The organism is Flavisolibacter ginsenosidimutans (assembly GCF_007970805.1).
GTDB classification, from domain to species: domain Bacteria; phylum Bacteroidota; class Bacteroidia; order Chitinophagales; family Chitinophagaceae; genus Flavisolibacter; species Flavisolibacter ginsenosidimutans.
In genome coordinates, this window is record NZ_CP042433.1 from 921427 (window position 1) to 945716 (window position 24290).

General features: G+C 46.0%; 18 protein-coding genes and 1 tRNA gene. 12 read left to right on the plus strand and 7 right to left on the minus strand.

From position 1 onward, the window contains the following. Positions 1 to 136 precede the first annotated feature (136 nt). Positions 137 to 3769: a DNA polymerase III subunit alpha gene (gene dnaE, locus FSB75_RS03800; RefSeq protein WP_146783006.1), complete on the plus strand. Its 3633-nt coding sequence runs from the start codon at positions 137 to 139 to the stop codon at positions 3767 to 3769. A gap of 181 nt (positions 3770 to 3950) precedes the next feature. Then, entirely contained in the window at positions 3951 to 4271 is a 321-nt protein-coding gene (trxA, locus tag FSB75_RS03805) for a thioredoxin (RefSeq protein WP_146783009.1), read from the plus strand. 72 nt (positions 4272 to 4343) lie between these two features. Here the strand turns inward: trxA and FSB75_RS03810 are convergent, their stop codons facing one another. Next, complete coding sequence (locus FSB75_RS03810; protein ID WP_146783012.1) at positions 4344 to 5627, minus strand: nucleoside permease; 1284 nt, start codon at positions 5625 to 5627, stop codon at positions 4344 to 4346. Positions 5628 to 5905: 278 nt separating this feature from the next. Between FSB75_RS03810 and FSB75_RS03815 the strand changes: the two genes are divergently transcribed. Both FSB75_RS03815 and mqnE read left to right on the plus strand, forming a co-directional pair. After that, complete coding sequence (locus FSB75_RS03815) at positions 5906 to 9970, plus strand: T9SS-dependent choice-of-anchor J family protein (protein WP_146783015.1); 4065 nt, start codon at positions 5906 to 5908, stop codon at positions 9968 to 9970. Between the two features lie 77 nt (positions 9971 to 10047). After that, the gene (mqnE, locus tag FSB75_RS03820) at positions 10048 to 11169 is read left to right on the plus strand and encodes an aminofutalosine synthase MqnE (RefSeq protein WP_146783018.1); all 1122 of its coding nucleotides are present in this window, start codon (positions 10048 to 10050) and stop codon (positions 11167 to 11169) included. A gap of 92 nt (positions 11170 to 11261) precedes the next feature. On the opposite strand, the gene FSB75_RS03825 is transcribed toward mqnE, so the two are convergent. The 4 genes from FSB75_RS03825 to FSB75_RS03840 form a co-directional block, all read right to left on the minus strand. Then, positions 11262 to 12689 carry an L-serine ammonia-lyase gene (locus FSB75_RS03825; protein WP_146783021.1) on the minus strand — a complete coding sequence of 476 codons (1428 nt, stop codon included), beginning with the start codon at positions 12687 to 12689 and terminating at the stop codon, positions 11262 to 11264. A 121-nt stretch (positions 12690 to 12810) separates the two neighbouring features. Then, complete coding sequence (locus FSB75_RS03830; protein ID WP_146783024.1) at positions 12811 to 13284, minus strand: FKBP-type peptidyl-prolyl cis-trans isomerase; 474 nt, start codon at positions 13282 to 13284, stop codon at positions 12811 to 12813. Between the two features lie 21 nt (positions 13285 to 13305). Further along, positions 13306 to 13554, minus strand: a complete 249-nt coding sequence (locus FSB75_RS03835; RefSeq protein ID WP_146783027.1) for a hypothetical protein — start codon at positions 13552 to 13554, stop codon at positions 13306 to 13308. Positions 13555 to 13662: 108 nt separating this feature from the next. Next, a tRNA-Cys gene (locus FSB75_RS03840) sits at positions 13663 to 13733 on the minus strand. Between the two features lie 171 nt (positions 13734 to 13904). Between FSB75_RS03840 and FSB75_RS03845 the strand changes: the two genes are divergently transcribed. The 3 genes from FSB75_RS03845 (at position 13905) to FSB75_RS03855 (ending at position 16095) form a co-directional block, all read left to right on the plus strand. Then, positions 13905 to 14780 (plus strand): nucleoside phosphorylase, encoded by an 876-nt coding sequence (locus tag FSB75_RS03845; RefSeq protein ID WP_146783030.1) that lies wholly within the window; start codon positions 13905 to 13907, stop codon positions 14778 to 14780. 2 nt (positions 14781 to 14782) lie between these two features. Continuing rightward, a complete protein-coding gene (gene dapF / locus FSB75_RS03850) occupies positions 14783 to 15571 on the plus strand; it encodes a diaminopimelate epimerase (RefSeq protein ID WP_146783033.1) in 789 nt (262 codons plus the stop codon). Positions 15572 to 15636: 65 nt separating this feature from the next. After that, positions 15637 to 16095 (plus strand): NUDIX hydrolase, encoded by a 459-nt coding sequence (locus FSB75_RS03855; RefSeq protein WP_146783036.1) that lies wholly within the window; start codon positions 15637 to 15639, stop codon positions 16093 to 16095. On the opposite strand, the gene FSB75_RS03860 is transcribed toward FSB75_RS03855, so the two are convergent. Both FSB75_RS03860 and FSB75_RS03865 read right to left on the minus strand, forming a co-directional pair. Beyond that, positions 16092 to 16892, minus strand: a complete 801-nt coding sequence (locus FSB75_RS03860) for a queuosine precursor transporter (RefSeq protein ID WP_146783039.1) — start codon at positions 16890 to 16892, stop codon at positions 16092 to 16094. The two genes, FSB75_RS03855 and FSB75_RS03860, sit on opposite strands and share 4 nt — an antisense overlap. Further along, entirely contained in the window at positions 16882 to 17259 is a 378-nt protein-coding gene (locus FSB75_RS03865; RefSeq protein ID WP_146783042.1) for a hypothetical protein, read from the minus strand. Before FSB75_RS03865 ends, FSB75_RS03860 begins: the two co-directional genes overlap by 11 nt. Here FSB75_RS03865 and FSB75_RS03870 point away from each other — a divergent pair. Genes FSB75_RS03870 through FSB75_RS03890 form a run of 5 tightly spaced genes read left to right on the plus strand, consistent with a single transcriptional unit; the run spans position 17226 to position 24193 of the window. Next, positions 17226 to 19772, plus strand: a complete 2547-nt coding sequence (locus FSB75_RS03870; protein ID WP_146783045.1) for a YfhO family protein — start codon at positions 17226 to 17228, stop codon at positions 19770 to 19772. The genes FSB75_RS03865 and FSB75_RS03870 overlap by 34 nt on opposite strands. Next, positions 19727 to 20860, plus strand: a complete 1134-nt coding sequence (locus FSB75_RS03875; protein WP_146783048.1) for a glycosyltransferase family 4 protein — start codon at positions 19727 to 19729, stop codon at positions 20858 to 20860. Before FSB75_RS03870 ends, FSB75_RS03875 begins: the two co-directional genes overlap by 46 nt. Next, positions 20860 to 21675, plus strand: coding sequence for a glycosyltransferase family 2 protein (locus FSB75_RS03880; protein ID WP_146783051.1), 816 nt, complete (start codon positions 20860 to 20862; stop codon positions 21673 to 21675). The genes FSB75_RS03875 and FSB75_RS03880 overlap by 1 nt, the downstream gene beginning before the upstream one ends. Further along, positions 21672 to 22889, plus strand: coding sequence for a glycosyltransferase family 4 protein (locus FSB75_RS03885; RefSeq protein ID WP_146783054.1), 1218 nt, complete (start codon positions 21672 to 21674; stop codon positions 22887 to 22889). Before FSB75_RS03880 ends, FSB75_RS03885 begins: the two co-directional genes overlap by 4 nt. Then, positions 22886 to 24193, plus strand: a complete 1308-nt coding sequence (locus FSB75_RS03890) for a glycosyltransferase family 4 protein (RefSeq protein ID WP_172623056.1) — start codon at positions 22886 to 22888, stop codon at positions 24191 to 24193. Before FSB75_RS03885 ends, FSB75_RS03890 begins: the two co-directional genes overlap by 4 nt. The last annotated feature ends 97 nt before the right edge of the window (positions 24194 to 24290 follow it).

Sequence of the window (24290 nt, forward strand, 5' to 3'; positions counted from 1 at the left end):
AAGGTTAATTCCCTTTTTTCCCACAGTTGTGGATTTCTTTCAACGAGGCTTTAAAGGTTTTATTGCCTTTGCGGAATGTAACTTGCACCTTATCAGTCTATTTATTCCGAAATATTTTTGATCAAGAGGAGAAAGAATGAAGTTTTCACACCTACACGTTCACACCCAATACTCATTGCTCGACGGCGCGGCCTCCATCCAATCGCTTTATAAAAAGGCTATTGACGACGGAATGCCCGCGCTTGCCATCTCCGATCACGGCAACATGTTTGGTGCATTTGAATTTGTTTCACAGGCCTATAAACACGTTGATGAAAACGGAAAGCCTAAGGTAAAACCCATAGTGGGTTGTGAGTTTTATTTGGTAGCCGACCGGCATCGCCGACAGTTTACCAAGGAAGAAAAAGACAAGCGTTATCATCAGATTTTATTAGCTAAAAACGAAACGGGCTACAAAAATTTGGTGAAGCTTACGTCGCTTGGGTACATGGAAGGCTTGTACGGAAAATACCCGCGCATTGACAAAGAGCTTATTCTAAAACACCACGAAGGATTGATTGCCACAACCTGTTGTTTAGGTGCAATGGTACCTCAGGCCATTTTAGCCGGAAAGGAAGAAGAAGCCGAAAAAGAATTCAAATGGTGGCTGGATTTATTCGGTGAAGATTATTACGTGGAGTTTCAGCGTCATGGCATGGCCGAGCAAGACAAGGTGAACGACGTGTTGGTAAAATTTGCGACGAAGCACAATGTAAAAGTTATTGCTTCTAACGACTCGCATTATACTGACGTTGAAGATTTCAACGCTCACGATATTCTGCTTTGCATCAATACCGGCGAGAAGCAGGCCACTCCTGCCCTGCGCGAATTTGCCGATGATGATGTGAACATGAAGGACAAGCGTTTTGCTTTTCCAAATGATCAGTTTTATTTCAAGAAGACGGCGGAAATGTCGAAGACCTTTCATGATCTGCCGCAGGCGCTTGACAATACCAACGAAATTGTTGACAAGGTTGAATTGCTCAACCTTAAACGCGATATTCTTCTTCCCGCTTTTCCGTTGCCAAAAGAATTTCAGCAACACGATGACAGCAATTTAAATCAGTGGGAATTCCTTAAGCACATCACTTACGAAGGTGCGAAAGAGCGTTACCATGAGATTACGGAAGAAATCCGCGAACGCATCGACTTTGAATTGTTCACCATCAAGACGATGGGCTTTGCCGGGTACTTTTTGATTGTATCTGATTTCATTAAAGCCGGTCGCGATTTGGGTGTATTTGTCGGTCCGGGCCGCGGTTCGGCAGCGGGTTCGGTAGTGGCTTATTGCATCGGCATCACAAACATTGACCCGATTAAATACAAATTGCTGTTTGAACGCTTCCTGAATCCAGACCGTAAATCAATGCCTGATATTGATACGGATTTTGACGACGAAGGCCGGCAAAAAGTAATTGATTATGTAGTTGAGAAATACGGCAAGAACCAGGTGGCGCAGATCGTAACTTATGGTACGATGGCGGCCAAGTCGAGCATCAAAGATGTGGCTCGTGTAATGGATTTACCCTTGCCCGAATCGAACGCGTTGGCCAAGTTGGTTCCCGAAAAACCGGGCACAAAACTTTACCGTTGCCTTCATGCGCCGATTACTTCCAAAGAAGGCGAGAAACCGCTTGAAGATGATTATAGCAGCGACGACATTGAAAACATCAAACGCCTCCGCGAAGTGTACAACAGCAAAGGCCTGCAAGCCGATGTTCTGCACATTGCCGAGAAACTCGAAGGTTCGGTACGCAACACCGGCATTCACGCGGCGGGCATTATCATCGCACCGAAAGATTTAACGGAACTGATACCCGTATTCGCTTCAAAGGAAACAGACCTCTGCATCACGCAAATTGAAGGCAGCATCATTGAGGATAGCGGCGTAATCAAGATGGACTTTCTCGGATTGAAAACCTTGTCCATCATTCGCGATGCGCTTATCAACATTAAAGAAAAACACGGCGTTGACATAGACATCGACGCCATTCCGCTGGATGACGCGGCAACCTATGAACTTTACCAACGCGCCGATACCATTGCAACCTTTCAGTTTGAAAGCCCGGGCATGCAGAAGTATCTCAAAGAACTGAAGCCCGACCAGTTTGCGGACCTGATTGCGATGAACGCCTTGTACCGTCCCGGTCCGATGGCCTACATTCCACAATACGTGGACCGCAAGCACGGCCGCGAAGCAGTTGAATATGATTTGCCCGAAATGGCCGAATACCTTGAAGAAACCTACGGCATCACCGTTTACCAGGAACAGGTAATGTTGCTGGCGCAAAAGATTGCCGGCTTCAGCAAAGGTGATGCGGACGTGTTGCGCAAGGCCATGGGAAAGAAAGACCGTAAGACGCTCGACAAAATGAAGAGCAAGTTTATTGACGGTGCAAAAGAGAAAGGCCACAAGAAAGATGTGCTCGAAAAAATTTGGACGGATTGGGAAGCTTTTGCGCAATACGCCTTCAACAAATCACACTCCACTTGCTATGCTTACGTGGCCTATCAAACCGCCTACTTAAAAGCACATTATCCGGCCGAATACATGGCCGCGGTTTTAAATCATGCGAACGCCATTGAAAAGCTTACCTTCTTTATGGAAGAATGCAAGCGCATGGGTTTAACGGTGTTGGGTCCCGACATCAACGAATCGCAGAAAGGCTTTGCCGTGAATGCCGAAGGAGAGATTCGTTTTGGTTTGGGTGGCTTAAAAGGTGTGGGCGAAGCGGCGGTGGAAAGCATCATTGACGAAAGAAAGAGCGGCGGTGTGTTTGAAGACCCGTTCAATTTTATGAAACGAATCAACCAGCGTACCGTTAATAAAAAAACGTTGGAAAGCTTGATTTATGCAGGAGCATTTGACGAGTTTCCGCAATTGCACCGTGCGCAATACCTGTGTGTGCCCGAAGGCGAAACGCAAAACGGTTTGGAAAAAATGATTCGCTACGGAAACGTGGTGCAGGCAGAAAGTTTAAGCACAACCAACACGTTGTTTGGCGACTTGCCCGCGGTGCTGGACATTAAACCACCCGCAATCCCAAATTGTCCGCCGTTTTCACTTACCGAAAAACTCGAAAAAGAAAAAGAAGTCACGGGCATTTATTTGAGCGGCCATCCGCTCGACCATTACCGATTTGAAATAAAATATTACGGCATTACATCCATTGCCGATTTTAATGAAATAAAAGAGTCGGCCATCTTGGCCGGACAAGGTAGAACATACAAAATGCTTTGTTTGGTTTCTGGTGTCAATCACCGCATTTCGCGGCAGGGAAACAAGTTCGGCGCCTTTACGGTAGAAGATTATTCGGGCAAAACAGAATTGGTTTTGTTTGGCGATGACTATGCACGTTACCAACATTTCTTTCTGCAGGGCAGTGCTATTTATTTAACGGGAAGCTTCAAACAGCGGTGGAACAAAGCCGAATTCGAATTTAAAATCACCGGCATCACTCTTGCCGAAAACGTGAAGCGGAGTTTAACCAAACAGCTTTGCCTGGAAATGGACGTGCGAAACATTCAGCCGGAATGGATTGAATTTTTGGAAAAGAATTTGAAAGCTTTTCCCGGGCCAAGTTCCGTGCGGATAACCATCACGGAACCAAAGACCGACATGAAGGCGGCTTTGCAGACAAACGGGCACGGCTTTGAATTGAACACGGCCATGATTCAGTTCCTGGAAAAACGGCCAGAGATTGAAGTGAAAGTGGCTACAACGGTTTAGGGTTGCGGTCTTCTAAGTTGGAGACTTCTTAAACATCTGTCTGTCTTTTTTTCGTGAGGACTTTGACAAAAACACGACAACCGTAGTCAACAAACCATCAACCCCAAACGTCATTCTGTCTTTGGGCTTAAATTTGCGCAGAAATAAAAACCTTCTTGGTAAAACTTAAAAGATAAAAATTATGGCAAAAGCATTCACCGATTCAAATTTTCAAACAGAAGTGTTGAGTAACGATAAACTGACAATCGTGGATTTTTGGGCTGAATGGTGCGGACCCTGCCGCGCAATTGGCCCCGTGATTGACGAGCTGTCAAAAGAATACGAAGGCAAAGTAAACATCGGCAAAGTAAACGTTGACGAGAATCCACAGGTGAGCATGAACTACGGCATTACGTCAATACCTGCCATTTTGTTCATTAAAAACGGACAAGTGGTTGATAAATTAGTTGGCGCTCAACCCAAAGGCAATTTTGTAAAAAAGATTGAAGCGCATTTGAATTAAGTCGTTTTCAGGTACTAAACACAAAACCCCGCACGCAAGTGTCGGGGTTTTGTGTTTTCCTTTCGGTACTTATCAATGTGGTGTCATCTCTCTTAATTCAGCTTTACCGATTTCGGCGCTTGCAATTTGGTGTTTGTGTTTAAACAGAACAACAAAAAAAATGGCAATAAGGAAAGCGTATGCCGCAAAGCTTATCCAGATGCCGTGCCAGTCCTTGCTGCCGTTTGCGTTGGTAAAATAGTGTTGAATTACAAAGCCGCTAATCAGGCTGCCCAGCACAGCGCCTACGCCGTTTGTCATCATCATAAAAAGCCCTTGTGCGCTGGCACGAATAGCCGGACTGGTTTCGGTTTCCACGAACAAAGAACCGGAGATGTTGAAAAAGTCAAATGCCATTCCGTAAACAATGCAGGACAAAACAATCATCCACAAACCATCGCCTGGGTTTCCATAAGCAAACAATCCAAACCGCAGCACCCAGGCAAGCATGCTAATCAGCATGACTTGTTTAATTCCGAAGCGCCGCAAAAAGAAAGGAATTGCCAGGATGAACAGGGTTTCAGAAATCTGGGAAATGGACATGATGATGGCCGGGTATTTTACGGCCGTTGTGTTTTTGTACGCTTCTACTCCCGCAAAATCATGCAAGAAAGTGTCGCCGTAGGCATTGGTTAATTGCAACGCGGCACCGAGAAGCATGGCGAAAACAAAGAACATCGCCATCTTGTAATTTTTGAACAAGCCAAACGCATTCAGGCTTAAAGCCGATTGTGTGTTCTCTCCGGCTTTGTCCGTTTTTGCCTGTGGCGGTGAAGGCGGCAACGTAAACGAATAAAGGCCGAGTATAATCGCGGCAATCGAAGCCACGTAAAATTGATTGGGTGAGGTCTCAAAATGAAGAAGGCTAACCACCCAAAGCGCCACAATGAAGCCGATGGTCCCCCACACACGGATGGGCGGAAAATCTTTTACCACGTTGGCTCCTTTTTGCTTTAAAGCCGAATATGCTACGGCATTTGACAAAGCAATGGTGGGCATGTAAAAAATCATGTTCAGCAACAGCACCCAAAAAAACCAGGTAGGCGACGCTACCATCGGCAAACAAAACAAAACGATGCCACCACAAATATGAAAGATGCCGTAAAGTTTTTCAGCGTTGATGTATTTATCGGCTAGATAACCCGCGATGGTGGGCATGAAGAGAGAGGCAATTCCCATCGTTGAAAAAATAGCACCAAATTGATCGGGCGCCCATTTTTTGTACTGGAACCAAAAAGCGCCAATGGTGATTAACCACGAACCCCAAACAAAAAACTGAAGAAAACTCATTAAGGTAAGACGGAACTTAATATTCATTACCAAGCAGGTTTTGTTTAAGCACGAAAGATAGCCCATTTGAAAATCAAAAACGAACAGCATACTGTGTGCAAAATGTTTTTTTATTTATGTTGGTCAATTGTTTGTAAACCCTTTGCGCACATCTCCCAAGTCTTTTTGCAAACGGCGTTTATGACTCGTTCTTCCGCGTCTGACGAGCTGAATTAATTTTCAGGGTAAGGGTGGAATTAAGTATTATTGTACTCACTAAATTGACTGGTTACGCTATTCATTTCTTCACTCTAAATCAGACTGCTTTGAAAAATTTTACTCTCTTAAGGTTTTTCATTCCTCTTCTTTTTTTCGCCTCTTTTTCAAGCGCTCAAACGCCGCTGCAAACAGCAACATCTGTACAGGTAACGCGGTGCGGAACGTGGTCGGCTTTTGAAAACAACCTGAAAAATGATCCCGTTTTCCGGGCACAATACGAAAGAGGGCTGCAGGAATATCAGGCTTCGCTTGAAGATTTAAAAAACGGACGGGTGTCCCGCACGATGCGAACGAGTGCTTTGCCAGATTCTGTAGTCATTCCAATTGTCGTCCATATTGTTCTTCCCAATCCAAACATTGTTACCGATGCCGATGTGCAGTTCTTCATCAACCGCCTCAATACCGATTATGCCGGACGAAATGCAGACAGCGCAAACGGCTCTCTTTTTTTCAGCGTTCGCGGCCATTCCAAAATACGGTTTGCCCTGGCGAAAAGAACGCCTTCAGGCACGTTGACAAACGGTATTGAAAGAAAAGTTGGTAACGTGCAGGTTGCGCTAACGACGTATCAGGCCGTAAAGCATACATCGGCTGGTGGTTTGGATCCCTGGGACGTTACGCAGTATTACAATCTTTGGGTGGGTGATGCCGGCACTTCGGGTTTGTTGGGCATTGCGCCAAACATCGGCGCCGGCAATCAAACAGAAACGACAACAAGCGCTGTCGGCATTGACGGTATTTGCGTTGACTACCGCGGCTTTTCAAGCAACACTTGTTACACTTTTGGCGCATTCAATCTTGCTCGAACGGCCGTGCACGAAATCGGCCATAATTTCGGCCTCTATCACATTAACGGGGATGCGTCTTGCGGTGATGACTTCAAGCAGGTCATTGGAACTTGTGCGTTGCCATCTGCATTGCTGGCGCCCGGCGATGATACGCCAACGCAAACCTCGCTGACATCCGGTTGTCCAAACGGGTCTGTTGCCTCGGGTTGCTCGGCCGCACCAAATCCTCCGGGCAAAATGTACCAGAATTATATGGATTATACCGACGATGCTTGTTATTCGATGTTTACAAAAGGACAAGTGTCGCGAATGGAATACATACTTGAATTTTGCCGGCCCGGTTATTTAACCTCGCAGGGTGCCGTACCGCCGACAGGCGCCGTTCTGTTGGATGCAGCCCCACTTGCATCGGTTAATCCCGGTGGCACAGACTTAGTAGGTTGCACCAGCACTTCTTATCCTTCTGTTTTAACGGCTGCGGGTTGTGCAGGAACAGTTTCCATTCAACCCAAATTTCGTATTGTAAATAACGGCGCTACTGCGTTAACATCACTTACAGTTGGTTACCGCTTCGATAACGGCGCAGCCAATTCGCAAACCGTTACGGTTAATATACCAACAGGCGGGACACAGGTCGTCACCTTAACACCATCAGTTAATGCGGCCGTCGGCACGCACACGTTCAAATTCTATACGTCCGCACCCAATGGTAGTGCTGATGCGGTACCTGCCAATGATACCTTGGTACAAACACTTACCGTCAATGCTCCATCGGCCGGCAGTTTGCCTGTAGCCGAAGGATTTGAAAACACTGCTTTCCCTCCATCTCCGTGGACGGTTATAAAGGTGAGCGGCACGGGTTCTACCTGGGTTAGAGGTACACCCGGCAAAAACAGTACGGGTTCTTTGTACATCAACGATTACAACAACGGCACTGGCAACGTTGATGATTTTCGCAGTGCTCAATACACAGTAAGTTCAACGGACAGTGTGGTTGTTTCGTTCGACCTGGCTTATAAGTATTATGGTTCTGGTACCACAACGTCATTTCCTGACACGCTTGTCGTTTTGGCATCAGGCGATTGCGGTGTGAGTTTCACAGAAGTCTATAAAAAGTGGGGCGTAAGCCTGGCTACGGCTGGCGGTGTTGCCGCATCTTATGCTAATCCGGCGGCCACAGATTGGAGAAGAGAAACGATAATACTTCCCGCGTCTGTTTTGGCAAACGGCAAACTGCAAGTCATCTTCCGCAGCAAGGCGCGCCTGGGAAACAATATTTTCCTTGACAACATCAACATAGAAAAAGTCGTAGCCCGTGACCTTAAGGTTGTAACACTTGTGTCGCCAGTTAATAACGTTTGCGCCAGCACGATTGCGCCGCAGGTAACCGTAACAAACAATGGATCAGAAACCATTAACACGTTTACCGTTAGTTACACACTTAACGGTGTGGCCATAACGCCTTCAACGGTTGTGAACACGCCGCTTGCACCCGGCGCCAGTACCACGATTACTCTTGCCACAACTAACGTTTCGTCTGGTGCGCAAACGATTGTTGTGTCGGTATCGGGTGTTAGTTTCCCTTCGGGATTGGCTGAGCAAGAACCAAACAACAACGCCATCACAGGAAACTTCACCGTTGTGCAACTTCGAACTTCAATTCAAGAAGGATTTGAAGCTGCGCCCACAGGTTGGACGGTTTCAAACCCTGATGGAGATAATACATGGATAATAGTTGCACCGGGACACAACAGTGCACGTTCGGCTGCAATTGACAATTTTGATTTTAACGTGGTAGGTCATCTCGATGATTTACGTTCACCGTTTGTAAACACCGGGAATTATGACTCGCTCTTTGTCAGCTTTGACGTGGCGCACCACAATTATCCCGGCGCGAACGACCGCCTCCAGGTGATTGCTGTTACGGGATGCGGAACAACCTTTGTTCCTACCACGTATTCAAAGGCTGGCGCAACCCTGGCAACCGGCGGATCGCAAACAACTTCTTTTATTAATCCTTTGGAGAGTGATTGGAGAAGAGAAACCGTGGCCATTGGCCGCTCAGTATTGGGAACGGGCAACAACGTGCTCATTGCTTTCCGCAACACCAATGACTACGGCAACAACATCTTTATTGACAACGTAAACATCGTTCCGCTTTTCCGGCGAGACCTTCAGGTACTTTCGATTAATCAGCCGGCTTCGTTAAGCTGCAGCACAAGCCTTACGCCGTCGATTACGCTAAAGAACAACGGTACGGAAACCATTACCGGCTACAAGGTTCAATACAGCGTTGACAACGGTGCGCCGCAAACCGCAACGGTTGTTACGGGCGTTTCTATACCGCGGTTTGCAACAGCAACCATTAACCTGTCAACGATGACAACCACGGTAGGCACACACACAATAAAGGTTTATTCTTTTGAACCCGTAACAGCCAATGGCACAGGCGATGAATACACCTTTAATGATACGTTGACTCGTTCTTTTAACGTATTGAACACCGTGTCTGCTCCGCTGGTGGAAAGCTTTGTTGGAACTGCTTTTCCGCCTGCTAACTGGACGGTATTAAATCCGGATGGCAGCATTACCTGGAGACGTAATGCCGCCGGTAGCAAAAATGCCGGTTCGGCTTATGTAAATACTTATAACTACGCAAGCAATGGACAAATAGACGACCTGGTTACACCCTTTGTTCGTTACAGTGATGTGGATTCTGTTAAGTTGAGCTTTGACCTCGCAGCTTCAACGTACAGTTACCCGGGCAGCACGGCTATCCCGCTTGATACACTCGAAATTCTGGCTTCCAAAGATTGCGGCGCAACGTTTACATCGGTGTACAAAAAATACGGTACCGATTTGCAAACGATCAATGCCCCGAACGATCCGCAGACAGCCGAGTTTATTCCAACCGGTCTGAATCAGTGGCGTGCTGAGAACATTGACCTCTCGCAGTATTCCGGCAGCAATCAAATTGCCTTGATCTTCCGGGTGACGAACAACTTCGAAAACAATATTTTCATTGACAACGTAAACCTGCGTACGCAAATCTTGCCGCCGCAGTTGAAGCAACAAGGTTATGTCGTTTACCCTTCAACCTTCCACAACAGCTTTGGCGTGTGGCATTATCAGACACCGACAAACCTGAAATTCCTGAACGTGTATAATTCTGCCGGGCAACTGGTTTGGACAAAACAGTTCAGCGGCAATGCCGACCGGCAAATGACGATTGATTTGACAGGAAAAGCAGCCGGCGTTTACATGGTTGAACTGGGCTACACCGACGCAAGCCGGAACGTAACGCAGAAGGTTGTGAAATATTGATTCCGAATGCAAAATATCTCGTTCAAGTCCCGCAATTTTAGCGGGACTTTTTTTGTTCTGCCGCTACCTTTGCGGTCATGTTAACAGCAGAAAAAACACTTTACAAAGACCAGTCTCCGGCCCTGCAGAACATTGCGGAAAAAATTGGTAACGGTGAACGTATCAATGAGGAAGAAGGCCTCCTTCTTTTTGAAAAGGGAAGCCTTTCTTTTTTGGGCTCACTTGCCAACAGCGTTCGTGAAAGATTGCACGGCGACAATGTTTATTTCAACCGCAATTTTCATATTGAACCCACGAATGTTTGTGTTTTTTCCTGCAACTTCTGCGCTTATTCGCAGTTATACGCCCATCGGGAAGAAGGCTGGGAACTAAGTCTTGACCAGATGTTGAACATCGTTAAAAGCTATGACTCGCAACCAGTCACTGAGGTTCACATTGTGGGCGGCGTTCATCCAAAAATGAATCTTTATTTTTTTGTTGACTTGTTGAAAGCAATCAAGGCTTACCGCTCTGATTTGCACATCAAGGCTTTTACGGCAGTTGAACTCGACTACATGTTTCGCAAGGCCAAAGTTTCGGTTGATGAAGGCGTTCAGATTTTGAAAGAAGCCGGCTTGAATTCCATTCCCGGTGGCGGCGCCGAAATTTTTGCAGAAGACATTCGCCAAAAAATTTGTGCAGATAAAGTGGACGCCGAAGGTTGGTTGAAAATTCACGAAGCCATTCACAACGCAGGCCTCCACAGCAATGCCACGATGCTTTACGGGCACATTGAAAGCTATTCGCATCGCATTGACCACATGAGCCGCCTGCGCCAATTGCAGGATAAAACCGGCGGCTTCAATACCTTCATTCCGTTGAAATTTCGCAACGGCGACAATGACATGAGCCACGTGCCCGAAGTGAGCCTTATAGAGGATTTAAAAATGTATTCCGTTGCCCGCATTTTCATGGACAACTTTCCGCACCTGAAAGCCTACTGGCCAATGTTGGGCAGAAAAAACGCACAACTTTCACTGGCTTTTGGTGTGGATGATATTGACGGTACGATTGACGACACGACGAAGATTTATTCAATGGCCGGCGCCGAAGAACAGAAGCCCGCAATGAGCACGGAAGATCTGGTTACGTTAATCAAACAAGTGAACAGAAAACCGGTAGAAAGGGATACGTTGTACAATGTAGTAAAGGAGTTCTGATCATGAGTTACTGTGTTACTAAGTTAATACGTTGCTATGTGCTTACAGGCTGCATTTGTTAACTTAGTAAAACAGTAACTTATTAACTTCACTTAGCACTCGCTCAAGCTCAAAGGAATATTAACGGCCAGCCCGCCTTCAGCGGTTTCCTTGTATTTGGAATTCATGTCCAGCGCCGTTTCCCACATGGTTTCGACAACAACATCCAGCGAAACTTTTGCGTAATCGGGAGAGCTTTGCAAAGCGAGTTGCGAAGCTGTGATGGCTTTGATAGCGCCCATCGTGTTTCGTTCAATGCAGGGCACTTGCACGAGGCCGGCAATCGGATCGCAGGTCATGCCCAAATGATGCTCCATCGCAATTTCCGCTGCCATTAAGGCTTGCCTTTGCGTACCGCCCATCACTTCCGTTAGTGCCGCCGCCGCCATTGAAGACGATACGCCGATTTCTGCCTGGCATCCGCCCATCGCGGCAGAAATCGTTGCGCCTTTTTTGAAGATGCTTCCAACTTCCGATGCCGTGAGCAAAAATTGAATCACTTTTTCTTCCGTTGCGTTTTCGCCAAACACAAGGTAATAATGCAGCACGGCGGGAATGACACCGGCTGCACCGTTCGTGGGCGCCGTTACCACTCTGCCAAAGGCCGCGTTTTCTTCGTTCACCGCAAGGGCAAAACAACTCACCCAATCCAAAATGTATTGAAAGGAATTGCCTCCTTGTTTAATGGCTTCGATCCACTCTTCGTGCGACGAATATTTTCTCTCTTTAAGCAGGCGTTTAGCCAGGTCGGCCGCCCTTCTTTTTACAAACAATCCTCCCGGCAACGTACCTGTTGTATGGCAACCGCGAAAAGTGCATTCTTTCATCACCTGCCAGGTTTTTAAAACGCCTTCTTTTGTTTCTTTTTCTGATCGCCAGGTGTTTTCATTTTCCAATACTACTTCGTGAATGGCAAGACCTGTTTTCAAACACCAATGCAACAAATCAGCAGAAGAATTTATCGGGAATGGAAGCGAAACGGCGTTGCCTGTATTGGCCTTCTCTCCTTCCTGTACGACAAAACCGCCGCCGATAGAATAATAGGTTTCCGAAATTTTTTCACCGTTTTTTAAATCGGCGAGAAAGCTTAATCCATTGGGATGAAACGGCAGCGATTCCGAGAGTAAGAAATCAATATCTTCTGTTGGGTTAAAGGGAATTTCGTGCAAGCTCCCCAAAACAATCCGTTTCATTGCGGTGATATCGTCAACCTTTGCGTTAATGTTTTCGACCTCGAAGGTTACGGGGTCATCACCGCTCAAGCCCAGTAAAACGGCAATGTCAGTTCCGTGGCCTTTGCCCGTTTTGGCCAGTGAGCCGTAAAGCAAAACGTTCAAACTCCTGACGGATTGAAGCAAATTTTTCTTCTGAAGCGTCTCGACGAATTTTTGCGCGGCACGCCAGGGACCAAGCGTGTGCGAAGACGAAGGGCCAACCCCAATTTTGAACATGTCAAATACCGAAATCGCTTCGTGTGCCACGGAATGAAGAATTTATACAAAGGTAGCCGACAAACAGGCTTTCGAGTTTTTACGCTGCATCGTCTTTCTTCAGCGAAGAATAAAATTCATTTAGCCAGAGAGAAATAAAACGGTACTACGCCTAATCCACGCTTACCAATTCAATTGTAAATATCAGAATTGAATTGGCCGGGATGCTTCCACTTGCCCTGCTGCCGTAGCCCAGTGAAGGCGGAATGTACACATGGATTTTGCCGCCGGTTTTAATTTGAATAGCGCCGTTGCGAAAGCCCGTAATCAAATCACCAAGGCTAAACGTTGCGGGTTGGCCGGCACTTGTATGATCAAACACGGTCCCGTTGGTTAGTTTGCCTTCGTAGTTCACGGTAACCGTGCTGCAACCGTTTGGCTGCTTGCCGCTTCCCGGGTTGTCAACCGCATAAAAAATGCCGCTGCAATGTTGAGTGGCCGTAATGTTGTTAGACGTTAGATAAGCTTGTACGGAAGCAACTTCGGAAGACGGCGCCACGATGCCGCATTCGTTATAATCGCATTTATTTTTTGAACAGCTTAGAAAAAGTGCGGCAACAAGAGCGATCAGAAAAAATTTCTTCATAGAAAGATGTTTACGATAAAGTCAGTGTTCATTTTCTTTTTTTCGCAGCAGGCTTTGATAATCTGATTCGTTTTGGTCCCACCGGTGACGAGCCGAAAAGATGGTTACAAAAACACCGATGCCGGCGAGCGCCACCAGTATGACAATAATCAACGATGAATACTGGCGCAATTCGTTGTCGGCCTTGCCGTACCAGCCCGAAACCAAATTCACCACAAAGGCAATGGCCAACACAGCAAATAAAGGCAGGCCTATTGAAAATTTTCGCAAAAATTGTTTTTTGTGTTGGCGTTGTTCCTGCCAGTACTGCACAAATTTTTCTTCTTCGGGCGTCAGCATAAAAAAAATCCCGTCCCGCTTTTGGCGGAACGGGAAGTGAGGTACCGAGCAGATTCGAACTGCTGTACGAGCTTTTGCAGAGCTCTGCCTAGCCACTCGGCCACGGTACCAGAGAATAGAAGTCAGAAGTCAAAATTCGGTAGTCAGAAGGAAATTAATTTTTCAGTTCACCTCTGATTTCTGACCTCTGATATCTGATTTCCGTTTCCAAAGAGCGGGTGCGAAAATAGGAGTTTTTTTGAAATAGAATGGCCGATATTTGAACCCAACATTTTTTTCTCATGCAACGAATTGCAGAATCGGAATTAATCATCAATCCACGCGGCGCAGTCTATCATTTGGATGTCCGGCCCGAAGAATTGGCGCAAACCATCATTACCGTTGGCGACCCTGATCGGGTTTCGGCCGTCTCGAAATATTTTGACGAAGTAGAAGTCAAACGGCAGCACCGTGAGTTTATCACACACACGGGACGTATCGGACAAAAGCGCTTTTCCGTGGTTTCAACCGGCATTGGCCCCGACAATATTGACATCGTGTTGAACGAACTGGATGCGCTGGTGAACATTGATTTTCAAACGCGGCAAATCAAAGAAACCCTGTCATCGTTAGATATTGTGCGCATCGGCACGTCGGGCTCCTTGCAGGAAGACATTCCCGTTGACAGTTACGTGGCTTCCACGCACGGTTTGGGTCTTGATAACCTGTTGAATTTTTACCGCCTTGACCACAACGAACAGGAACGTCAACTGCTCCAATCCTTCATCACGCATACGCAACTGAATGCGCAAATTACCAATCCTTACATCAGTCTTGCCGGTGCTTCGTTGCTGAAAAATTTCGTGGACGGCTTTCATCAGGGCATTACGGTTACTTGTCCGGGTTTTTACGGTCCGCAGGGTCGTGTGCTTCGGCTGGGCGTAAAAAATCCTGACCTGATTAACCAACTCACTGACTTTCGTTTTGGCCAGCACCGCATCACCAATTTCGAAATGGAAACATCGGCCATTTATGGTTTGGGTAAACTGCTCGGCCATCATTGTCTTTCATTAAGCGCCATCGTAGCAAACCGCGTGGCAAAAGAATTTTCAAAAGACAGCGCAAAGACCATTGATGCACTTATTCAAAAAACTTTGTCCATTCTTTCATCCAATTAATCATGCGCCTTCATTTCTATAAATACCAGGGAACCGGAAATGACTTTGTCATCTTCGACAACCGCGAGAACAAGATTCAGCTTACACGAAAGCAGGTTGCTTTTCTTTGCGACCGTCGCTTTGGCGTTGGCGCCGACGGCCTGATGTTGCTGAACCCTCATCCGCAATACGATTTTGAAATGAAATATTATAACGCCGACGGGCGCGAAAGCACCATGTGCGGAAACGGTGGCCGTTGCCTTGTAAAATTTGCCGATGAGACGGGCATCCTGAAATCACAATACCACTTCATTGCGGTTGACGGTGAACACGAAGCGAGGATTGAAGCCAACGGCAACGTAGCGCTAAAGATGAACGATGTATCGGATGTTCAGTCGCGTTATAACAAGTATGTGCTAAATACCGGTTCGCCGCATTACGTGGAGATTGTTGAAAATGTAATGGGACTTGATGTGTACCACGCTGGCCGTGCCGTACGTTACAACGATGAATTTAAAAATGAAGGTGTCAACGTGAACTTTGTGCAGCAAACCGGAGAACCCGATAAAATAATTGTACGTACCTACGAACGCGGCGTGGAGGATGAAACCTATTCCTGCGGCACCGGCGTTACGGCATCAGCCCTTGTGAACTATCACAACGAGAACGGCTACAACTACGTTTGCGTGCAAACCAAAGGCGGAATGTTGAACGTTGAATTTGACAAGACAGAAAACGGGTTCAAAAACATCTGGCTCATTGGTCCCGCAACGAAAGTTTTTGAAGGAGAGATTGAGATTTCTGATTTCTGATTTCTTCTTTTCTGCAAAAGCCATCCGCGTTTACGCAATCTCAAAATTCAAATTAGAAATCATTCATGTTCAGCCTTCGCGTTTACGGCATTTTAATCAACGACCGCAACGAATTGCTGGTAAGTGATGAATACATTCGCGGTGGTTACTACACCAAATTTCCCGGCGGTGGATTGGAGTTTGGCGAAGGCACCCGCGATTGCCTGAAACGCGAATTCATGGAAGAAATGAATTTGAAAGTAGAGATAGGCGAACACATTTATACCACCGATTTTTACCAGATGTCGGCCTTTCGTCCCGACCAGCAAATCATTTCCATTTATTATTACGCGAAGGCGCTGGAAGAAATTACCGTTCCCTTGCGCAGCGCACCTTTTCAATTTGATGAAGCGCAACTGAAAATTTACGAGGTGCAAAAAGAAATTGAAACGTTTCGCTTTATTCCTCTCGATAAAATTTCAGAAAAAGATCTTACGTTGCCGATTGACAAATTAGTGGTGCAAATGGTTAAGAAAAACCCTTAACCAGCCGTTGGTATCGGCGTTAATGCTTCCTCCTGTCCCATCGCCGCTTTTTTCATCTTGCGAGCCACATCGTGTCCTAAATATTTCTCCATCCTCTTTTCTACCAAAACAATGACAGGCGTGAGTACCAATGCCATGGTAAACTTGTAGCAATAGTTTACGATGCCGATGCCGAGGATCAATTGCCAGGGAAACACGCCGCTAAACGCGATGAACAAAACAATGTAGCTGTCCACCAACTGCGACACCACCGTTGAACCCGTGGCCCGCAGCCAGATGTGTTTATCGCCGGTGATCTTTTTTATTTTGTGGAAAATGTAAACATCAACCAACTGGCTGACCAAAAACGCAACAAGGCTGCCGATGATGATGCGCATACCTTGCCCAAAGATGGCGTTGAAGGAAGTTTGCATGTTGTCAATGCCGCTGCTCTTTTGACTACCCAACCAAAAATCCGCTGGCGGCGTACCGATGGCAAGAAAATACATCAGGAAAGCGTACGAAATCAAACCAATGGCGGTAAAAGAAATACGGCGCACGACTTTCGGCCCGTAAAACTCATTGACGATGTCGGTGATGACAAACTCGAGTGGCCAAAGCAAAACGCCGCAGGTTAAATTAAAGGCCAGTCCACTTTGACCAAACAAAGAAAAGTTTGCGGGATGCAGCCCGAATAATTTTTCAAGCGAAAAAATCTTAGTGCCGATGGATTCGGCAATCAAGGCGTTGGCAACAAAAAAAGCCGAAATGCCCAGCAGCAGTTTCGTGGGTTTGTCTTTTAAAATATTAGCGACCATTGAGATGAAGTATGTAAAAAACTTGAAAGATTAAAAATAGCGAATTGGCAACCATCAACCATTTTGGAACGGGATTCAAGCCCGCACGTTTTACAAAAAATAAAAGCGCATAACAAACAAGTGCAACCGGATTTAACAACGCCGACATAAAATAACCGATGATGATGATGGTCGCTTCGGCATCCTGATTTTGAAACCAACGACCGAATTGTAAAGAGAGTGCTAAAAGAAAAAAGCAGTTGCAAACAAAAGCCAGTCGCGACAAAAATAAAAGCCAGCGCATGGACAATATTAGGTCAAATGAGTTTATTTTGTCGCGTTTAAACTGAACGTATGAAGAAAGGCCCCTTTGCCAAAATCCTTCCACACTTTATTGCACTTGTTGTGTTTTTGCTCGTTTCTATATTGTACTGTCAGCCGGCGCTGGAGGGAAAAGTCGTCAATCAAAGCGACGTAACGCACTGGAAAGGCGCCATTCATCAATCGCAGGTTTACGCCGAAACGCACGGCCAGTACCCGCTTTGGACGAACGCTTTGTTCAGCGGAATGCCGGCCTTTCAAATCGGTATGCCGGGAAACAATTTGTTGCCCTGGTATGCACACGCAGTACTTACGCTTAGTTTACCCAAACCCATCCAGTTTTTCTTTCTTGCCTGTATTTGTTTTTATTTTTTGTGCTGCGTGTTGCGCATTAATCCTTACATCGGCATCTTTGGCGCACTTGCTTACGGTTATGCCACGTACAACGCGGTGATTCTTTCTGTGGGTCATGAAACCAAGATGTGGTCTATCGCGTACATGGCCGCTTTGCTGGGCGCAATCTTGTTGGTTTATGAACGAAGAAAATACTGGATCGGCGCGGCGCTAACAGGCTTGATCGCTTCGGTAATGATAGCCGTAAACCATCCGCAGATTGATTATTATTTTTTCTTAATCGCTGCAGTGCTCACCGTTGTTTACATTATTCGTTGGGTTCAGGCGAAAGACTACACACATCTTGCAAAAGCATTGGGTTTTGTTGGCGTGGCTGCGGTGATTGGTCTTCTGATTAATTCGGTCAACTTTTTTTCCACGCTCGAATACCAAAAGCAAACCATCAGAGGCGGCGCAGGAGAATTGGCAGAAAAACACGAAGGCGATGCGGCGAAAGGTTTGACAAAAGACTATGCCTTTGATTATAGCCTTTATCCCTCCGAACCCATTGTGATGATGGTTCCGCGTGCCTTTGGCGGAAGCAGCAGCAAACCCGAAGTAAGCCAGGATGATTCAAAAGCTGTGCAAGCTGCTGCAACGGTTCCCGAACAATTGCGCAACCAACTTCCGCTCTCCTATTATTGGGGTGGGCTGGTTAGTCCGACCTCGGTTGGCACGTCGGGTCCGCCGTATATCGGCGCCGTTATTTGCTTTCTTGCCATCATCGGCTTTTTTCTTGTAGATGGCCGTTACAAATGGTGGATTCTGGCCGCTTGTATTCTTGCCATCTTAATGAGTTGGGGTAAATATTTCATCGGCTTCAACACACTTCTTTACCACTATCTGCCGCTGTACAACAAGTTTCGTGCGCCGTCCATGATTCTCGTTATTCCGCAGTTGCTTCTTCCCCTGATGGCCGTGCTCACCGTTGACAAAGTGCTCTGCGAAAAAGACAAACAGGCCTTCGTTTCTTACTTTAAAAAAGGGTTGATTGCGGTTGGTGTTGTATTCGTGTTGCTCTTGCTTTGCTACATGTCTTTCGATTTTAAAAACACCAACGATAAAGAAATTTTGCGCCAGGTGGCTTCGTCGGGACAGCCGCAACTAACCGAGTCCGTTCGCGGCTTTTTTGACGGACTGGTTGCCGATAGAAAATCCATGATGTTGAGTGACATTTTTCGTGCATTGGGTTTTTGCTTGTTAGGTGCCGGCGCACTTTATCTTGCTGTACGCAAAATGGTAAAACCGGTTGTTTTGGGTTTGATTTTATCGGCGGTGGTTTTGGTTGATTTGCTGCCCGTTGACAGCCGTTATTTAAGTAAAGAAGATTACCAGGAAGAAACAGATAACGATGCGGGTTTTGTGCCAAACGACAAAGACAAATCCATTCTTGCTGACAAATCTTATTTCCGCGTTTTTAATTTGCTCAACCCTTTCAATGAAAACTTCACAGCTTATCATTTTAACGCTGTTGGCGGTTATCATCCGGCCAAATTGCGCATCTACCAGGAGTTAATTGAAAAAGAACTTTCGCAGGAAGCGAACCTTTTGGGCACGACTTTGCAGTCAAATCCCGCAGGCCTTGATTCCCTACACATGCCTGCGCTGAACATGCTGAACGCGAAATACATCATTGCAAAAGACCCCAATTCCGGCCAAACGCAATTTGCTACGCAAAACAAAGCGGCGATGGGGCCGGCATGGTTGGTGCGTTCATTGAAAGTCGTGAAAGATGCGCGGGAAGAAATGGCCGCTTTTGCCACGCTTAATCCCAGAGATACAGCCGTGATGCAGCAATCATTCAGCAACAAAATTTCCGGTCCGACGGCTTGGACAGGCGAAGGAACCATCACGCTTGACAAGAACGATAACGACGTTGCCAATTATTCGTTCAACAGCAACAGCAACCAGTTTGCGGTTTTCAGCGAGGTATATTACGATGCGGGTTGGAAAGCTTTTATTGACGGGAAAGAAGCACCGATTGTAAAAGTAAACTACGTGCTGCGTGGTTTGCTGGTTCCTGCTGGTGCACACAAAATCGAATTTTGTTTTGAGCCACAGGATTATTTATTAGGCCGCAAGCTCACCACCATTTTCACCATCGCACTTCTTTTGCTCATTGCGGCAGCAATCTTTTTTGAATGGCGGGCATGGAAGCAAATAAAACCGGTAACTGCAAACTCTTAAGCGTCGTTTGGTTTAAAGTTTTGCCGCCAAAATTCGGCGGGCAAAAAGCCGTTGCATTTTTTAATCAGCATTTGGCTAAATGCGCTCCGCTGATTTGTCTTTGTTCAAAAAACAACGAAAGCATCGCAACAAACTACCGCATTGAAAACATTTTGCCGGTTGGGAAAATACAGGTATTGAATCCGTTTGCATGGCAAAAGATTTATACCGCTGCAAAACGCGAAGGCATCACGCATCTTTTGCTTGAATTTCCTTACTATGGATTGGCCGGAATGCTTTGCAAAAAACTTCTTGGCGTTAAACTGGTTGTGAACACGCACAACATCGAATACCTGCGCTTTAAAGAACAAAAAAAATGGTGGTGGGGATTGTTGTTTCACCTGGAGCGGCTGATCTTGCGGGCTGCTGATGCTGTCTTTTTTAAAACGGAAGCCGATTTAAACGCCGCACAACGAAAGTTTGATTTAACACCAAAGAACCTCGCTGTTATTCCTTACGGTGTTGACGAGATGAAAGGGTTTAACAAGGCGAAAGCCAGACACATTGTTCAACAAAAGCACGGTGTTGAAGCGAATGAAAGAATCTTGCTTTTTGCCGGTACGCTTGATTATGTGCCGAACGCTGACGCGGTTGTTTCGGTTGAAAAAAACTTAATTCCGTTGTTGAATCAACAATCGTTTCCTTATAAAATCATCGTGTGCGGACGAAACCGTTTCAAAAAATTTCAATACCTGAATGATCTGCAAAACGACCGACTTCTGTTGGCCGGTGAAGTGGACAACATTGAAACGTATTTTGAAGCCGCCGATGTTTTCATCAATCCTGTTTTGAGTGGCGGCGGCCTGCAAACAAAAACACTGGACGCTCTCTCCTATCATTTAAACGTTGTGTGTTTTAGAAGCAAAACCGTTGGCATAAGCAACGCAGAAAATAAAATTTTTTCTGTGCGTGACGGCGACTGGAATGCCTTCGCTTCAAAAATCATCGCCGCATCGCAAAGGACCACGGAAACGCCGCAAGCCTTTTTTAAAAAATACAATTGGCGTACTATTGCGGCCGACGCTTACAAAAAAATTCTTGCCTGTTGATGCCAAAAGTTTCGGTGATATTGCCCGTTTACAACGCGGAAAAATATTTAAAGCAGGCTATTGACAGCGTGTTGCTGCAAGCCTTTAACGATTTCGAACTGATTCTTATCAACGACGGCTCAACCGATGATTCCGAAACGATCATACTTGGTTACAAGAACCAGCAAATCAGGTACATCAAAAATGAAAAAAACAACGGTTTGATTTATTCGCTGAACAAAGCCGTCGCCGAAGCGCAAGGCGAATACCTTGCCCGCATGGACGCCGACGATATCTGTTTCCCGGAACGATTGGAGTTACAAAGTCAATGGCTGAACGAACATCCCGGCACGGCAATCGTCGGCTCTTTCAACATCATCATTGATGAAAGCGGAGCGGAAATGGGGTATTCCGAAAAAGACAGGGACTTTGTTAGCGCGGCGCAAATCCGCAAACGAATGCCGGTGGAAAATTGCCTCACGCATCCAAGCGTGATGGGCCGGGCTGAAGTCTTCAAAGCTTATCCTTATTCTTCGTCGCAAAAAAATATTGAAGACTACGATCTTTGGTTGCGGCTTTTAGCAGACGGTTACGTTATTGAAAAAATTGCAAAGCCCTTGCTTTATTACCGTGTGCATCAAACCTCGGTTACACAAAGCAAGCTGCGAAAAACAAATTTTTTTTTGAAACATTTCCGGTGTAAACAACGCTACCTCGCTGCACGCATGAAAAGCGGCAAATTCAACGCCTTTGATCTTCGCGTAGCAAAAGAAGCCATGCTCGATTTAGGACGTGCCGCGGGGAAAGGCGCAAAAAAATTCTTGACAAGAAAATGAAATACCGCCTGTTACTTTTCAAGCGTTGGATTGAGGACATCTTAATGGCCCCTCTCATCCTGCTTGGAAAGGTTTTGGCCAAGCGGTATCCGTTGAAGCGTGAATACGAAATATTTTTTTTCTTTCCTTTTTATCACATCGGTGGTGCCGAAAAAGTACATCTCAACATTGCCAAAGCCATCGGCAACAAAAACTGCATCATCTTCTTTACACGCAAATCACAGAACGATTTATTCTACCGCGAGTTTGCGGCTTCGGGTTGCGAGATGCGGGACATTTCGAAATACACCGACAACAAGTGGATCTATTTCGTCAACATTATTTTTCGCGGACTGATTGCGGCTTACATCAACAATCAAACGAAAAAGCCAGTTGTTTTTAACGGCCAATGCAATTTCGGTTACAAGCTTTCGCCGTGGATCAGCAAGCGCATTCCGCAAATCGAATTGATACATTCGCTGTGCAGCTTTTCGTACATCCGTATTCCTTTTCTTCCGTTCATTTCCCGTACGGTAATGATCAGTACTATCCGCATTCAGGAGCATTTGGATTTGTACCGGAGCTACGGCATTCCGCATCGCTACGATAAAAAAATTACGTTCATCATGAACGGCATTGAACTGCCTTTGCAGAGATCAGAATCAAACAGTGATAAGAAAGAGTTTACCGTGCTTTATGTTGGTCGCGGCACGACGGAAAAACGTGTGCATTTAATTGGCGAAGCCGCAAGTCTTTTGCACGAAACATCACCGGCAATTCGTTTCGTTTTTATGGGCGATGTAGAAGCGGCCATGCCTGAACGCTATCGTTCGCATTGCGTTTTCCTCGGCAATCAAAGTGATGCGGAAGAGATTAACAGAATTTACCTCGGTGCTTCTGCCTTGATTCTTGTTTCGGACACCGAAGGTTTTCCAATGGTGGTGATGGAAGCAATGGCAAGAGGCCTTGCCATTCTTTCTACTGCCGTTGGTGAAGTGCCTCTGCACATCAAAGACGGTGTTAATGGTTATTTGCTCAACGATTTTTTAAATGAGAAAGCAGTTGTGACTGAAGCAAAAAATCACATCTTGCAGCTTGTAGAAAATCCGCAATTATTGCATTCCATTGCAGCCAACAATATTGACTACGCCTATCACCATTTTGGAATGGATCGCTTTGCAGAAGAATACAGTAATCTTTTCTCTGACGTAAAAAAGGAATACAGTATTTCGTGAAAAACATTCTCATCATTACCTATTATTGGCCGCCGAGCGGTGGCGCCGCAGTGCAGCGCTGGCTTTCCTTTGCCAACTTGCTGGCAGCGGAAAACAACGTTTATGTGTTAACGGTGGACGAGAAGAAAGCGACTTTTCAGTTGCGTGACGAAAGCCTGGTGAACGAAGTTCATCCGTCTATAAAAGTTCACTCTACAAAAACGAGAGAGCCTTTTGGGATTTTTACGTTCATCTTCGGAAAAAAGAGTATTCCCAAACCGGCTTTTTCCAATGAAGGCAATCCGTCTTTCGTAAAAAAAATCACCCGTTTTGTTCGCGGCAATCTTTTCATTCCCGATCCGCGCAAAGGATGGAAACCGTTCGCCATGAAAGCCGCAGAACGATTGATTCAGAATGTAAAATTTGATTGCGTCATTACCGCGGGTCCGCCGCACTCAACGCATTTTATCGGCGAAGCCTTGAAACAAAAACACGGACTTTTCTGGATTGCCGATTTTCACGACCTGTGGACGGACGTGATTTATTACAACATGCTTTACCATCTCCCGGTTGTAAAAAAAATTGACGCCGGCTTAGAGAAACGCATTTTAGAAAGCGCTGATTTGGTATTGACAGTTGGCGAGAAATACAAGCAAAAACTTTTGTTGAAATCGGAACGTTTATCGCCTGACAAAATAAAAATTGTTCGCATTGGCTATGACGAAAAATTGTTTCCGCAGAAAGTTGTTGCAGCGCCACAAAAAGAATTTGTGATTACATACACCGGAACGATGGCCGATTACTACCGGCCGCAGGTTTTTATCGAATCCTTGAAACACACGACGCAAAAATTTCCCGGCGTGTCATTCCGTTTTCGTTTTGCCGGCGTGCTGGCCGGCAGCATTCGCAATGAAATTGATGCGGCGGGCTTGTTGTCCATTACCGAGGACATGGGTTATGTGCCGCACGAAAAGGCCGTGCAGCTTCTTTTTTCTTCTACGGTCTTGTTGCTTGTAAACCCTGTGACCAAAGACGAAGAAATGGTGATTCCGGGAAAGCTTTACGAGTACCTTGCCGCACACAAACCCATCATCAACATCACGAAACAAGAAGCGGAAACGAGTGCGATAATTGCAGAATGCAAAGCCGGCGAAACCTTCGACCGCAATCAACTGGCTGCACTTACTGCGTATTTGGAAAAACTGGTTTTGCAATGGAGAGAAAAAGGTGCGATAGACCTTTCGGACAACGATTCGCAAGTGAAACAATATTCACGCAGCGAAATTGCACGACACCTCCAAGAACTCATTCATAGTCGATCCTGAAATCCTTTCTTTTCAACAGTCGTGCAAACGCACAATTGACATTAAAACGGTGATGAAAGACGAAGCGTGTCCTGCCTTGCGGGTTCATGGTACAAGA